Here is a 14780-nt window from a genome sequence, read left to right as displayed (position 1 = left end):
CGATGCAAACCGCCAAGACCCTGAAAGAATACCGCAAGGAACTGCGCGAATCCCTCGACAACGAGTTTCTGCGCGAGGCCATGGACAAGTTCGCCACGGCCTACCCCGTCAGCCGCGCCAACGCCTTCCGCGGGCTTGACGAAAAGGCCATGATCGCCGAAGTGGCCGACGCCAAGGACGCCGCCGCCAAGAACATGGACGCCCTGTACGCCCAGTTCAAGGCAGAGGCCGAAAAGCGCGGCGTCAAGGTGCACATGGCCAAAGACGCCACCGAGGCCAACGAGATCATCGCGCGCATCGCCAAGGCGTCGAACTGCAAGAAGATCGTCAAGTCCAAGTCCATGACGGCGGAAGAAACGCTGCTCAACCACCGCTTGGAGGACGACGGCCTTGAAGTGATCGAGACCGACCTTGGCGAATGGATCATCCAGTTGCGCCACGAAGGGCCGACCCACATGGTCATGCCCGCCATCCACCTTTCGCGCTATCAGGTGGCCGACCTCTTTTCCGAGGTGACCAAGCAGAAGCAGGAAGTGGACATCCAGCGCCTGGTGAAGGTGGCCCGCCGCGAACTGCGCCAGCACTTCGCCACCGCCGACATGGGCATTTCGGGCGCCAACTTCGCCATTGCCGAATCGGGCACCATCGGCCTGGTCACCAACGAGGGCAACGCGCGCCTCGTCACCACCCTGCCCCGCGTGCACGTGGCCCTGTGCGGCCTGGACAAGCTGACCCCCAGCCTGAACGATGCCCTGAAGTCGCTGCGCGTGCTGCCCCGCAACGCCACCGGCCAGGCCATCACCTCGTACGTCACCTGGATCACCGGTGCCAACGAGTGCAAGGCTGCCGCCGACGAGAAGAAGGAAATGCACATCGTGTTCCTGGACAACGGCCGCCGCGCCCTGGCCCAGGACCCGCTGTTCTCGCAGGTGATGCGCTGCGTGCGCTGCGGCGCGTGCGCCAACGTGTGCCCGGTGTACCGCCTGGTGGGCGGCCACAAGATGGGCCACATCTACATCGGCGCCATCGGCCTCATCCTCACCTACTTCTTCCATGGCAAGGACAAGGCCCGCAACCTGGTGCAGAACTGCATCAACTGCGAATCGTGCAAGAGCATCTGCGCGGGTGGCATCGACCTGCCCCGCCTGATCAAGGAAATCCGCGCCCGCCTCAGCGAAGAGGACGGCGCACCCGTGGAAGCCACCCTGCTCGGCAAGGTGCTGAAGAACCGCAAGCTGTTCCACACCCTGCTGCGCTTCGGCAAGTACGCCCAGAAGCCGGTTACCGGCGGCACCCCGTATCTGCGCCATCTGCCGCAGATATTCATGAAGGACCACGGGTTCCGCGCGCTGCCCGCCATTGCGGAAAAGGCCTTCCGCGACGAATGGGAAACCATCCGTCCGCGCGTGTCGGGCGCCAAGCTGCGCGTGGCCCTGTTCTCCGGTTGCGTGCAGGACTTCGTCTACCCCGAGCAGATGAAGGCCGCCGTCAAGGTGCTGGCCTCGCGCGGGGTGGAGATGGACTTCCCCATGGACCAGAGCTGCTGCGGCCTGCCCGTGCAGATGATGGCCGAACGTCAGGCCACCATCGACGTGGCGCGCCAGAACGTCATGGCGTTCGACGCGGCCAAGTACGACTACATCGTCACCCTGTGCGCCTCGTGCGCCTCGCACCTGAAGGAAGGCTACCCCAACATCCTCGCGGGTCAGGCGGACATGACGGGCAAGGTGAAGCTGTTCGCCTCCAAGATCATCGACTTCAGCTCCTTCGTCCATGACGTGCTCGGCATGACCGCCGACGACTTCAAGGGCAAGGGCGAGAAGGTGGCCTACCACTCCTCGTGCCACCTGTGCCGTGGCCTTGGCGTGGTGGAGCAGCCCCGCGCGCTCATCGCGTCTTCCGGCTCGGAATACTGCCCGGCCCAGGAAGAAGCGGTGTGCTGCGGCTTTGGCGGCACCTTCTCCATGAAGTTCCCGGAACTGTCCAAGGAACTGCTGGACAAGAAGCTGAACAACGCCGAAGCCACCGGCGCCACCCGCATGGTGGCCGACTGCCCCGGCTGCATCATGCAGATTCGCGGCGGCGCCGAAAAGCGCGGCAGCCGCATGAAGGTCGGCCACATCGCCGAACTTCTGGCGGAAAACCTCAAGTAAGCGTGACTTCAGCCGATAGGTGACATAAGGGGGGCCGTTTCCGCATTTGCGGGGACGGCCCCCTTGCGTTCCGGAAACACCGCAGAGGGATGCGGGCATTCCACTAATAACCGCTAACGGCCTTTGCAAAAAAGATATCAGCGTATAGTGTTACCTCAAACCAGTATCCGGGAGCTGGCCCGCGGCAGGCACACCGAAGGCAGGCGACTCGTGCGAACACTCAAGGGGGATCGCATGTTCAGGAATTTCTCCATCGGCGCGCGCGTCATCACGCTGCTCGTCTTCATGGTGCTGTTTGTCACCGGCGTGGTGGGGGCCTTCGTGGCCACCATCGATACGGTAAAGGACCACGGCGTCACCGAGACCCAACAGGTGATGCTGGAAGAGGAAAAGGCCAAGTTGCAGGTGGCCACCCACTCCGTGGCCCTGGCCCTGGGCCAGTTGCTGGCCGATGTACCGGACGATGCCGCGCGCATCGAGACGGTGCGCAAGGCCATCGATACCATCCGCTTCGAAAAGGACCAGTCCGGATACTTTTTCGTCTACCAGGGCACCACCAACGTGGCCCTGCCCCCCAACAAGAGCGTGCACGGCAAGGACCTGTCCGAGAACAAGGACAAGAACGGGGTTTACTTCGTGCGCGAGTTGGCCCAGCGCGCCACGTCTGGCGGGGGGTTCGTCGAGTACATTTTCCCCAAGCCGGGCAAGGGCGACCAGCCCAAGCTGGCCTATGCCGAAATGATTCCCGGCACCAAATTCTGGATCGGCACCGGGGTGTACATCGACAACATCGACGAGGCCAAGGCCGCCATCAACAACACGCTCGAAGGCCTCGCCAGCAAGGCCCTGACCTGGCAGCTTTCGGTCATGGCGGCGATCCTGCTTCTGGTCGTCATACCGGTGTGTATCATGCTCATCGCGTCCATCGTGCGGCCATTGCGTGAAGCCACGGCGGCAGCCCAGGCCGTGGCCGACGGCAACCTTGAGATACGCATCGAGGCCAAGGGCCGCGACGAGGTTTCGGCCCTTCAGGCCGCGCTGAACACCATGGTCGCCACGCTCAAGAACAACATTGCCGACATCACCGAAAAGCAGCGCGAGGCAGGCCGCCAGGCCGACGCCGCACGCGCCTCCGCCCAGCAGGCCGAAGAAGCCATGGCCAAGGCCGCCGTGGCCACCAAGGAAGGCATTCTTACCGCCGCCGGACGGCTGGAAGGCGTGGTACGCGCCATCGACCACGCGGCGGAAGACATCTCGCGCCGGTCCGAAGAGATCAGCCGGGGCACCGACACCCAGATGGCCCGCATCAACGAGACGGCCACGGCCATGGAAGAAATGAACGCCACGGTGCTGGAAGTGGCGCGCAACGCGGGCCGCGCCGCCGACCAGACCGAGGCCTCGCGCACCAAGGCCGACGAAGGCTCGGGCATGGTGGGCCAGACCGTGAAGGCCATGCAGGACCTGAAGAACCTGGCCAGCAACCTCAAGGACAACATGCACCGCCTGGGGCAGCAGTCCGAGGCCATCGGCCACGTGATGAACGTGATCAACGACATCGCCGACCAGACCAACCTGCTGGCGCTGAACGCGGCCATCGAGGCGGCGCGGGCCGGTGACGCCGGGCGCGGCTTTGCCGTGGTGGCCGACGAGGTGCGCAAGCTGGCCGAAAAGACCATGGGTGCCACCAAGGAAGTGGGCGATTCCATCAAGGCCATCCAGGACCTGGCCCGCACCAACGTGACGGGCATGGACGACGCGGTCAACGCCATTGACGGCGCGGCGCGCCTTTCCGGCAGTTCGGGCGAGCTGTTGCAGGAAATCGTGACCATGGCCCACGACGCCGCCGGGCAGGTGCAGGCCATCGCCACGGCAGCCGAGGAACAGTCCGCCGCCAGTGAAGAGATTACCCGCTCGGTGGAGGAAATCGACCGCATTGCCCGCGAAAACGGCACGCTGGTCAACGCCACCAACACCGACCTGCGCAACCTGGCCGACCAGGCCGCCGAACTACGCCGCCTGATCGAGGGCATGAAGAAGGAAACCGCGTAAGGGACACCGCACGCGCCACGCCCCAAGCAAACGCCACGGGCCGGAAGGTATGCCTTCCGGCCCGTTTCCGTTGCGGGGCACAGCGGGCTTCCGTTGGCGAAAGGCGCACGCATCACCGCCCTGGGGACTGACAACGCGCCATCGGAGATGCTATGCTGTTCCAGACATGCATCACCAGACATGCATCACCGGAAGTGCAGCCCCGGACGTGCATCACCGGAGGTGCCCCCGGACCGCGCCATTCGTCCCTGACCGGCGCACCCATGGCACATCTCGCACAGGCACCGGAGCAATCATCGGAGTCCCCATGCCCGACAGCCCCCCCCGGCCGGAACAGCCCATCACTTCCCCCGCCGCCACGCCCATGCCAGCAGGCCCGGCCCTTTCGGGGAATCCGTCTCTTCCGGGGCATCCCGTGCAGCCAGCCGATCTTGCCGGGCTGCTGCAACCCTACGGCGACCCCACCCGGCCGGTGCGCCACGGCGAATCCGTGGGCCGGGTGCTGGACGGCACGGCCTTTCCCCCGCTTGGCGACACCCGGGCGCCCCTGGGCATCGACCTGGTCACCGGCGAACTCATGGCCCGCGAACTGGGGGTGCTGGAGCGCATGGAGCGCCCCGCTGCGGCGGCAGCACCCGGCACCCCGGCGGCAGTCCCTGCCCCCACCGCCCCTCCCGACCCCGCTGAACCAACGGGCACCTCCACCCCGCCCATATCCGCTGGCACGCCGCACACCCTTACCCTGCGCCCGCTGGTGACCGTGAGTCTCGACAGACTGTCCGTGCTGGCCGACGTGCACGCCACCGACCACCGCAACCGCCCCCTTGACCCGGACGCCTACCTGGCGGCGGCCACGCGCCTTGGCGTCGGCGCCGGGCCAAACGCTCCGCCCCTGGATGTCGCCGCGCTGCAGACCGCCCTGCGCGATGCCGCCCGGCTTGGTCCGCGCACCGGGGTGCTGCTGGCCCGGGGGACCCCCCCGGAGCATGGCCGCGACGGCCGACTGGAATTTCTGGCCATCACCGACGCCACCTGCGTGCTGGCACAGGACGAGGGACGGGTGGCGTGCTCCGACCGCTGGCCGCACTTCACCGTGGCCCCCGGCGACAAGGTGGCCCGGCTGTTTCCGCCCACCCCCGGCGCCCCAGGCGTGGACGTATTCGGCGCGCATGTGGCCCAGCGCCCCGGCGCTCCGTTGCGCCTCACCCCCGGTCCCGGCGTCCGGGCACTGGACGAGGACGACGGCTGCGTGCTGTTCGTGGCTTCCACGCCGGGGCTGGTGGACGTGGCGCGCGGCGAGGTGGCCGTATCCCCCCTGCGGATCATCGACGGCGACGTGGACCTGGCCACGGGCGACATCTCCGTGCCCGACGGCTCGGCCTGCGTGCGGGGTTCGGTGCGCAGCGGCGTGACGCTGACCGTACGCCACCACGTCCTGGTGGAGGAAGCGGTGGAAAACGCCCGCGTGCGCTGTGGCGGCAACCTGATGGTGCGCGGCGGCATCGTCATGGGCCGGGCCGGACGCGAGGCCGTGGGCAGCGTGACCGATGCGGCTGACGCAACCGGGCCTGCCAGCCAGACGAACACCGTGCTCCCGCCGGGCATACGCTCGGGTGCGGTTACCACGGCCAGCCCGGCCAGCCCGCTCAGATCGGCACCCGCAGCCGCATCCACGGCGGCGGACCAGCGTTCCGGGGCTGCTTCCGGTGCACATCCGGGCCAACATCCGGGCCTGCCTCCGGACGCAGCGTCCGGTGCTCCTACCGTGGTGGAAGCGGGCATCGAGGCGGGCGGCAACGTGGTGGCCGCGCACGCCGCCTTTGCACTGGTAACGGCGGGCGGCGACGTGGTCATCCCCTCAGGGGTGACGGGTTCGCGCATCACGGCGGGCGGCCGCTTTCTGGCACCGGGGCGCGGCGTGGTCATCGGCAGCGTCATCCGCGTAGGCGGGGGCATCGACATCGGCGAGGCAGGTTCGGTGGCAGAGGTGCCCACCCGGCTGATGGTGCAGCCGGACACAACACAGCTCAACGCCCTGCTGCGCGAACGCGACACCCTGGCCGACCGCATGGCGCGCATATCGGCGGAACTGCCCCCCGGCCCGGACATGGCCGTGCTGCTGCAAACCCCGGAAGAAGACCGCACCCTGGTGGAGGCGCTGATACGCATGCGCAACCAACTGGATACCCGCCAGAAGGAGATGGGAAGCCAGATCGCCTTGGACCGCAAGCGCTACCACGCGGACATGGCGGCCAGCCCCATCATCATCCGCCGCCGCACCCACGGCGGGGTGCGGGTGCTGTTTGGCGGGCGCGGGCACGACGCCATCCCTGCCGATACCGGGGTGCAATACGTCTGGCGGGCCGCCGCGCACCGGGTGGCGGTTGAGGCAGCCCCCACAACACCCACCGAACGGCTGTTCCCGCCGCAGCCCGCGCCCCGCGCGGCAGATGTCCCCAATGACGGCGCAACGGACACCGCCCCGTCCGCGTGACCACCAGCCAGCCGCGCCGCATACCGTTCCGGCATTTTTCGCCCCCACACGGAGCACCGCATGACCGAACGCATCCTGTTCGTGGACGACGAACCCAACATCCTCGATACCTTTCTGCGCAACCTGCGCCGCGCCTTCGACGTGGCCACGGCGGAAGGCCCGGAGCAGGGCCTGCTGGCGCTGGAGGGCAAGGGCCCGTTCGCGGTGGTGGTGTCCGACCTGCGCATGCCGGGCATGGACGGCATCACCTTTCTGGAGCACGTACGCCAGCGCGCGCCCGACGCAGTGCGCATCATCCTTTCCGGCCACGGCGACTTCGCCACGGCCGTGGCCTCCGTGAACCGGGGGGCGGTGTTCCGCTTTCTGACCAAACCCTGCCCGCCGGAAGAACTGGTGGGCGTGCTGCGTGACGCGCTGCGCCAGCACCGGCTGGTGGTAGCCGAACGCGAACTGCTGCGCGGCACCCTGCGCGGCAGCGTGCAGGTGCTGACCGACGTGCTGGCGCTGGTGAACCCGGAGGCCTTTGGCCGCAGCGAGCGCATCCGCGACCTGGTGGTGAAGATGGGGGCGCGACTGGACGCCAAGCCGCTGTGGCAACTGGAACTGGCCGCCATGCTCTGTCAGCTGGGCTGCGTGGCCCTGCCGCCGGACACCCTGCGCAAGCGCCTGTCGGGCGAGCCACTGAACGCCGAGGAACAGCAGATATGGGGCATGCACCCGGAAATCGCGGCCAACCTGCTGACCAACATCCCCCGGCTGGGTGAAGTGGCGGCCATGATCGGCTCGCAGCAGATGCCGCCGGGACCGGACGTGCCGCTGGGCGCGCGGATATTGCGGGCGGCGCTGGATTACGACGTGGAACTGCGGCGCGGCCTTGCCCCGGTGCAGGCCGTGGCCGCCCTGCGGACCACCCCGGAACGCTATGACCCCACCGTGCTGGACGCCCTGGCCGCCGGGCTGGCCGCCGCATCGGACGTGCCCATGCGCGAGGTGCCCGTGGCGGCGCTGCGCCCCGGCATGGTGCTGGCGCGCGACCTGGTCAACACGGAGGGCACACCCCTGCTGCTGGCCGGGCAGCGGGTAAGCGATGCCTCCATCACCCGGCTGCGCAACCTGTCCGACATCCTGAACGTGGACGGCAACGCGTGGGTGGTGGATGGCGTGCGCAAGGGGGCGGGCGCGTAGGCGCTGTTGCCCGATGGACCCTGGCCCGCAGGCCGACCACCCCGCAGGGCGCGAAGCGCGCCCGTCAGACGCGTTTGCCCAGCGTGCAGCAGCCCCGCATCACGACCGCCACGCCGCCCACAGGCGGCGCACGGTGCTGCGCAGCAGCGTGCCGGGGCGAAAGCTCATGGGCTTGAGCACGCCGGGCACCTCGAACCGGCCGGCATCGAAGGCGTCCATTCCTTCACGCACCAGCGCCGTCTGGCCGGGCAATGCGCCGGGGGCGCCACGCCGCGCCAGTTCGGCCCACAGGGGTACTTGCGCTGGCGTAAGGCCCAGCAGCCCGCAGACCACCGCATCCAGCGCCACGCCGGACGCAGAGGCCCCCACCAGCCCCAGATCGTACGGCCTGCCGGACCCCGGCCCGGTCACGTGCATGGCCTCCACCCCGTCCAGCAGGGCCGCCGTGGGCGGCAGCGCCGCCGCCACCTCCACCAGCGCCCCCTCGAAGCGGTGGTCGCGGTCGCCGTGGCGGGTATGCACGAAGGCCTTGCGCACGCCGGGCACGCAGCCGAACAGATTCTTTACCGCCAGGGTGACGCGCATCTGGCTGTGCGCCTTCAGGCGCGGCACGCTGAGCACGCCGTCCGCCTCCAGCGCGCAGCGGGCCACGCCGATGGACCCGCCGAACGACAGGGGCACCTGCACCGCGTCATCAAGCGGAACCACGGACAGGCCAAGGGGCCGCAGGGCTTCCGCCAACCCGATGGCCTCTGCCACGCCGCGCGCCGTGCCGAAGCCCGGCGAATCCGCCACGGTGACGCGGCACCCGCTGTCCAGCAGCCACGCGCAGGCCGCGCGCACCACCTGCGGATGGGTGCAGCTGAGCGCCGGGGTGGCGCGCAGCAGGTTGGGCTTTACCAGCACGTGGCCGCGCGGCGGCGCCCAGCCGCAGGCGTCCAGCGCATCGGCCACGGTGCGTTGCACGCGGACGGGCTCGTAGTCCGGGCAACGCAGCAGGGCCACGGGAATGGGCGTAGTGGCATCAGGCCGCACGGAATCGGACGGGATTCCTTCCGGGCCGATGGAGGCAACCGGGGCGGGCGCGCCGTTCGTCCGGTCATCCGCGCCTGAATCCTTGGCCGTCCCATCCCTGCGCCACGGAGCTGGCAGGGGCACGGGCTGGCCGGAATGGTCGAACGGGCCAGTTTGGTCCTGATGCGGAAACGTGTGAATCACCGGGCCTCCCCGTCCGTGGAAAAGGTGGCTATCTGGTCGATGATCATGCGGGCGTGGGTCTTTTCCTGCGTGGCCAGATCCAGAAAGGCGCGCTCCGCAAGGCCGCCCAGCCCGCTGCCGCGCCGGGCCTCGTCGGCCAGGGTGCGGTACAGGTCGTAGGCGTTCATTTCCACTTCCAGCGCCAGTTCCGCGATGTCCAGGCAATCGCCGCTGGCGGCGTCGCGCAGCCACGGGTCCAGATCGGCCACGGCCATGCCGCCTTCCAGCACGCGGCCTTCCAGCGCGGCGAACAGTTCGTCGAAGGGCGGCAGCGGGCCGCGCGTGGCGTCCGCGTGGGCGTCCGCGTCCCAGCGCTGCGCAAGGTGGTGGTAGACCACCTTGGCGTGGGCCAGTTCCACACCGATCAGCCGGTCCATCAGCGCGCACACGACGGGCTTCGGCCCGGCGTCGCGCACGCGGGTGTACAGCAGGTGGGCGGCCTTTTCCATGTCCAGCGCGCGGCGCAGCAGTTCGACCATGGTGCGCACCCCGGCGAACACCTGAATGCGCGGGCTGTCGGCCACGGCATGCCCAGACAAGGCGGACAGGGCGTTCCAGGCGTTCATGCCGCCCGTCAGGTTCAGGATGCGACCACCCGCCGTGGTGCCCGTCTCGCCCCTATCGCCCCTATCACCTGACGCGGCGGCAAACCTGCCGCTTTCCGCCGCCATCACCGCCGCCGCCGCAGACCGCCCGCCACTGCGGCAATAGAAGACGTGGTCCTGCGCCGGGTCCAGCGTGCCCAGCAGGGGGGCCAGTTCGCCCACGGGCACCAGCCGCGCGCCGGGGATGTGCTCCTGCCGGTATTCCCCCGGCTGGCGCACGTCCACCAGCACGTAGCTGCCCTCTGGCCGGGCGGCCATGTAGTCGCGCAGGGCCTGCGCGGAAATGGATGCGACGGGGACGCGGGGCGATGGGGTCATGGTGCCTCCTGCGGGTAGATGCAACGGGATGACGCGGGGCTGTGGGACATGCGGGCAGTGGACGAAACAGCGCAACGGCAATGTACGCCGACTCGCTGACGGCATTCTACCCGACACAGCCGTACCTGCAAGGGCATCGTGCACCCGCACAGCCCCGCCATGCCCCCATCACGCCTTTTCGCGCACTTTGGACCACTTTCATGTTGACAGCTTCGACCACCGGGGCTACACACCTTGTCTCGCGTGTCGGGATGTAGCGCAGCCTGGGAGCGCACCTGAATGGGGTTCAGGGGGTCGGAGGTTCAAATCCTCTCATCCCGACCAGCTTAGACACGCAAAGGCCGCCGATCGAAAGATCGGCGGCCTTCTTCGTTGTGCGTGCCAACTGCGGCTACGCGTTTACAGCCCGTACTGGGTGCGGATCAGTTCGTACACGCCTTTCTCGCGCAGCGTTGCCACGGGCGCAAGGAAGGTGGCGGTAACGGTGCCGGGCGCGCGGCCGATCTGAATGTTGCCGGTGATGGTGGCGCGGTTCATCACTTCCGGCACCGGGCAGCCCAGGAACGCCGCCGCGCGCTCCAGCGCGCAGGAGGTGGCGTCGTTGAGGGTGGGGCCGGTGCCCACGAAGGAGATGGGCGCGGATTCTTCCAGCGGCACGCCCCAGGCATCCGCCTGCTGCCGGGCCTGGCGCTTTTCGTCCTCGCTCAGGGGGCGGGCCAGCAAGGGCAGGTCGTCATGCACCGGCAGGATGATGGGGCCGCCGCAGGTCACGCCCTTCAGCACCGAAACCTGCATGGTGATGACCCCGGCCACGTCGGCGGTGTGGCCCGCAATTTCGCCGTCGCCCTGCATGGCGTGCATGTCGCCCACGTACACCCCGCCGCCGGGTACGCGCACCGGCGTTATCAGCACCGCCCCGGCGCGCACGCGGTTTATGTCCATGTGCCCGTCGGTGACGTCGGCCAGCTGTCCCTGCGTGATGGCGTATTCATGCGGCGCGCCCACGAGGAACGAGCCGAAGTCGCGCGCGTTGTGCGAATCGGGAATCTGCCGGGTGGGCATGACGCCAAGCTGCCCCACAAAGGGGATCATGCGGCTGACCACGCCGGGGATGTCGCCGGGGGCCAGGGCCACCACGGGGTTCTGGATGGAGTTGTCCGGCGTACACATGTAGTCGCGGGCGCTTGCGGCCACCCGTTCGGCGGCGGCCTTGTTCAGGGTGACGCCCAGGGTGCCCTGTTCATTGAAGGCGATGGTGTAGCCGTTGGTAAAGGCAAAGGGCGCGGCCGCCGCCCCGCACGCCGCACAGCGGATGCAGTCCGGCCCGCAGCCTTCCACGCAGGTGTTTTCGTACAGCGCGCCGCACTGCGGGCATTTGCCCGCCACGTAGGGGTCGCCCAGGCAACGGTCTGCGAACATGCTGTCGTTGCCGGACGCCGTGACCCGCGAGGTGACCTGGATGGACAGGATGCGGATGGCGATGGAATCGCCCGGCTCCGCGCCCTGCACGTGCACCGGCTGCGTCACCTCGTGCCCGCCCCGGATGGCGGGGGTAAGCATGGGTCCCCAGCAGCCGGGCGCGGTGTTGGCGACGATGATGCCGCCGTCCTGCACCGGCCCAAGCATGGGGACATCGGGACCGAGGATGCCGTTGGTGAAGGTATTGACGAAGACTGTCCTGTTCGCCACGAGCGTGCTCCTTGTGTAGAGGTGGAGGTATCGCAGAGGGACTGGACAAAGCCTAAGCACTTTGCAGCATGAATGACCAGTGCCGGAAATGGGAGTGGCGCTTGCACGTGGCGCGGGGAGGAACGAGTGTTCCGCCGACGGGGTGGCGGGTGCCGCGACGGCCCTGCGCTGCGGGGTGCGCCGCCCCGCAGCGGCATGCACCCGCAATTGACGCCCGCATTGCGCTTGGCTAAATTGCCAAATACGCACGTTCCGTGTTGTCCGCCCGTCCATCAATGACGCGGAGTCATCCCCGCAAAGGCCCCCATGCCTACAGCCGCCCTTGCCGCCCCCCTGCTGGAAGCGGCCCCGCAGCAGGATGCCCAGCTGCCCTATCCGCGCAAGCTGTTTGTAGAGGTTACCTCGCGCTGCAACCTGCACTGCCGGATGTGCGTGAAGCACTCCGGCACCACAAGGGCGCCGGAAGGCGACATGACGGCGGAAATCTATGCCGCCCTGCTGCCCGCCATGCCGCACCTGAACGCTCTTGTGCTGAACGGCGTGGGCGAACCGTTGCTGCACCGCAACCTTGAAACGTTCATCCGCCTTGCCCGGCAGCACATGCCGCCGCAAGGCTGGGTGGGCTTTCAGACCAACGGGCACCTGCTGACGGAAAGCCGGGCGCACGCGCTGCAGGACGCCGGGCTGGACAGGATATGCCTGTCCATCGACGCGGTTTCGCCGGAGCTGTTTTCCACCTGCCGGGCCGGGGGCGACATGGACCACATGGAGCGGGCGCTGGCCAGCCTTGCAGCGGCCCGCGCGGCGCGGCCCGCTGCGCCGCTGGCGGTGGGCGTGGAATTTGTGGTGATGCGCGACAACCTGCACGAACTGCCCGCCACCCTGCGCTGGGCGGCAGAGCGCGGCGCGGATTTCGCCATTGTCTCGCACGTGCTGCCCTATGCCCCGGCCATGTCCGGGCAGGCCGTGTTCGGCGCCAACACGGAAGCATCGATGCGCTTCTACCGCGAATGGCAGGCGCGGGCCGAGCGGGAGGGCATAGACATTGGCCGCTACTTCGACGTGGTGTGGCGGTTTCGCTTTACCGAGGAGGAAACGCGGATCACCAGCTTCATCCGCGAAATGACCGTGGCCGCGCGCGAGGCGGACGTGCCCCTGCATCTGCACAACCTGCTGCGCGATGCCGACGCCCACGTCCACGAGGCGGAAGCGGTATTCGACGCCGCACGGGCCGTGGCCCGCGAACACGGACTGAACCTGCGCCTGCCCGCCCTGCGGCCCCGCAACCTGCGCCACTGCCCCGCCGTGGACGAAGGCGGGGCCTTCATCGCCTGGGACGGCAAGGTGGCCCCCTGCTACTTTCTGTGGCGCGATTACCACTGCCACATGTACGGCATGCAGAAGCAGGTGGTGGCCCGCTTTTTCGGCACTGTCGGCCCCGAGCGGGGGCAGGACATCATCGACGTGTGGAACGGCGCCGAGTACCGGGCTTTCCGCGACAGGGTAACGGCCAAGGGCTACCCGTTCTGCGCCAACTGCAACGTATACCCCTGCGACGACATAGAAACCACTACCTTTGAAACCGACTGCTACGGCGAACCCGTGCCGTGCGGCGACTGCCCGTGGTGCCTGGGGCTATTGCAGTGCATGGGGCAGGAGGTGGGGTGAGGGAGGGGGGGATGGGGGGACGACAAAGTGTTACGACTACCTCATCACTTTGCCCAGAACAGTTTTGTATCGCGCGCGGAAGAGCAAAATATCAACAACAACACGCCTTGCAATTACTTAATGGAAAATCACGAAAGCTTGAGTTATAATGCTTACAAAGCACATCACGGCGTCGATAATAAAACGACCCCTTAGGCGCAACTTACCACCGCAGCAGCAAAATTCTTAATTTTTTAACAAATCAAACAAAAACCTTCACTCCAGTACACATTTACAAATAAGACCGTCACGAACAGGGATTAAACCATGAAAGTCCGTTATACACTTCCCATACAAGGCATTTTAAGGATACTCGACCAACAGCCAATCATTATAGGCAATTTTTCATTTCACTTTGAATCTAATAACAATACAGGATTCGTGACGGCACTTATAATTGAAATAAGGAACATTCCAAAAGAAAAATGGCCAACCATAATTCACGCTAAACAAGACCCCCAAGCAAAAATCCCAACGTTTCCTTTCGCTCCCAACAAAAATGCCCTACAGTTTAGGGACATTCACAAAAATATTACAAACCTAGAAAATATACTGAGCATTTTCGGACTATGGTCAATAAACATGGCCGCCTTAAAAGCGGAATGGATATTTGAAGACGGTGACGAGCATACTTCAATTTTTGCTGGTGGAGAAACACTTCCGAAGAGTCTATCTGACGTATTTTATCCTGTAGACAACAACACATTATCACTCTGCATTATTGCGTCTGGAAAGGACAATCCGAACATTTATGCTGTTTCAAATTTTCGCACAGGCAGAATGCATTTCGACAACATGCGCTACATTGACTCCATTAGACACTTGTTTTTCTTTTTAGAATACGAATTTGGCAACGGAAAATATAAAAAGAAAGACTTAAAAAATGAATTCAGAGCTGCTGCCGAATTAATCGATGCAATAAAAAATGTACTCCGCGAAAACGAACACTATGCTCACATACTCGCAAGAAAAATTGAACTATACAATAACACACCAAAAGAATTTGCTATTATAGATTTTTTTATAGATCTGCGGGGAGAGTTACAACACGCCAACCGACATACGTTCAACAAATGGAATTCATCGCAAGAAGAAGAATACGAACATGTTGCTGCTTTCTTATTAGACGTCGTGGACACCATCTGCGCAAAAAGAATATATACGGAAATATCAAGCACCCCAACATCAACAAATAGCAATACTAGCTAAAAGGTTCCCTCCCACACACCCGCAGCAATAAATACTAATCGTGTTTTATTGACCATCTATGCGCAAACGCTGAACACTCAAGCACGCAATCTCCAAAGGTTGGGACGCTCAATT

General features: G+C 65.7%; 9 protein-coding genes and 1 tRNA gene. 7 read left to right on the top strand and 3 right to left on the bottom strand.

What is annotated here, in order from left to right; translation table 11 throughout:
• The first annotated feature begins 2 nt into the window (after window positions 1–2).
• The 4 genes from ldhH to ABWO17_RS10560 all read left to right on the top strand — a co-directional run bounded on the left by ldhH (window position 3) and on the right by ABWO17_RS10560 (window position 7881).
• Window positions 3–2153: an L-lactate dehydrogenase (quinone) large subunit LdhH gene (gene ldhH, locus ABWO17_RS10575; RefSeq protein WP_353118324.1), complete on the top strand. Its 2151-nt coding sequence runs from the start codon at window positions 3–5 to the stop codon at window positions 2151–2153.
• 234 nt (window positions 2154–2387) lie between these two features.
• Window positions 2388–4202, top strand: coding sequence for a methyl-accepting chemotaxis protein (locus tag ABWO17_RS10570; protein ID WP_353118322.1), 1815 nt, complete (start codon window positions 2388–2390; stop codon window positions 4200–4202).
• A gap of 307 nt (window positions 4203–4509) precedes the next feature.
• Window positions 4510–6696 (top strand): FapA family protein, encoded by a 2187-nt coding sequence (locus tag ABWO17_RS10565; RefSeq protein WP_353118320.1) that lies wholly within the window; start codon window positions 4510–4512, stop codon window positions 6694–6696.
• 60 nt (window positions 6697–6756) lie between these two features.
• On the top strand, window positions 6757–7881 hold the full coding sequence (locus ABWO17_RS10560; RefSeq protein ID WP_353118318.1) for an HD domain-containing phosphohydrolase: 1125 nt from the start codon (window positions 6757–6759) through the stop codon (window positions 7879–7881).
• Window positions 7882–7980: 99 nt separating this feature from the next.
• Here ABWO17_RS10560 and ABWO17_RS10555 read toward each other — a convergent pair whose 3' ends face one another.
• Both ABWO17_RS10555 and ABWO17_RS10550 read right to left on the bottom strand, forming a co-directional pair.
• Window positions 7981–8886 (bottom strand): DUF362 domain-containing protein, encoded by a 906-nt coding sequence (locus ABWO17_RS10555; RefSeq protein ID WP_502914907.1) that lies wholly within the window; start codon window positions 8884–8886, stop codon window positions 7981–7983.
• Between the two features lie 209 nt (window positions 8887–9095).
• The gene (locus ABWO17_RS10550) at window positions 9096–10061 is read right to left on the bottom strand and encodes a rhodanese-like domain-containing protein (RefSeq protein ID WP_353118314.1); all 966 of its coding nucleotides are present in this window, start codon (window positions 10059–10061) and stop codon (window positions 9096–9098) included.
• A gap of 247 nt (window positions 10062–10308) precedes the next feature.
• Here ABWO17_RS10550 and ABWO17_RS10545 point away from each other — a divergent pair.
• Window positions 10309–10385, top strand: a tRNA-Pro gene (locus tag ABWO17_RS10545).
• Window positions 10386–10460: 75 nt separating this feature from the next.
• Here ABWO17_RS10545 and ABWO17_RS10540 read toward each other — a convergent pair.
• Window positions 10461–11750, bottom strand: a complete 1290-nt coding sequence (locus ABWO17_RS10540; RefSeq protein WP_353118312.1) for an acetamidase/formamidase family protein — start codon at window positions 11748–11750, stop codon at window positions 10461–10463.
• 306 nt (window positions 11751–12056) lie between these two features.
• Between ABWO17_RS10540 and ABWO17_RS10535 the strand changes: the two genes are divergently transcribed.
• Window positions 12057–13418: a radical SAM/SPASM domain-containing protein gene (locus ABWO17_RS10535; protein WP_353118310.1), complete on the top strand. Its 1362-nt coding sequence runs from the start codon at window positions 12057–12059 to the stop codon at window positions 13416–13418.
• A gap of 306 nt (window positions 13419–13724) precedes the next feature.
• Window positions 13725–14666: a hypothetical protein gene (locus ABWO17_RS10530; protein WP_353118308.1), complete on the top strand. Its 942-nt coding sequence runs from the start codon at window positions 13725–13727 to the stop codon at window positions 14664–14666.
• Window positions 14667–14780 lie beyond the last annotated feature (114 nt).

This window comes from Nitratidesulfovibrio sp., assembly GCF_040373385.1.
GTDB lineage: Bacteria > Desulfobacterota > Desulfovibrionia > Desulfovibrionales > Desulfovibrionaceae > Cupidesulfovibrio.
The sequence above is the reverse complement of the archived record's forward strand: the minus strand, read 5'-3'. Positions and strand labels throughout refer to the sequence as shown.

Excerpts from the sequence above, each read along its gene's own strand:
- ldhH (WP_353118324.1), top strand. The coding sequence starts at position 3 with ATGCAAACCGCCAAGACCCTGAAAGAATACCGCAAGGAACTGCGCGAA.
- ABWO17_RS10570 (WP_353118322.1), top strand. The coding sequence starts at position 2,388 with ATGTTCAGGAATTTCTCCATCGGCGCGCGCGTCATCACGCTGCTCGTC.
- ABWO17_RS10565 (WP_353118320.1), top strand. The coding sequence starts at position 4,510 with ATGCCCGACAGCCCCCCCCGGCCGGAACAGCCCATCACTTCCCCCGCC.
- ABWO17_RS10560 (WP_353118318.1), top strand. The coding sequence starts at position 6,757 with ATGACCGAACGCATCCTGTTCGTGGACGACGAACCCAACATCCTCGAT.
- ABWO17_RS10550 (WP_353118314.1), bottom strand. The coding sequence starts at position 10,061 with ATGACCCCATCGCCCCGCGTCCCCGTCGCATCCATTTCCGCGCAGGCC.
- ABWO17_RS10535 (WP_353118310.1), top strand. The coding sequence starts at position 12,057 with ATGCCTACAGCCGCCCTTGCCGCCCCCCTGCTGGAAGCGGCCCCGCAG.
- ABWO17_RS10530 (WP_353118308.1), top strand. The coding sequence starts at position 13,725 with ATGAAAGTCCGTTATACACTTCCCATACAAGGCATTTTAAGGATACTC.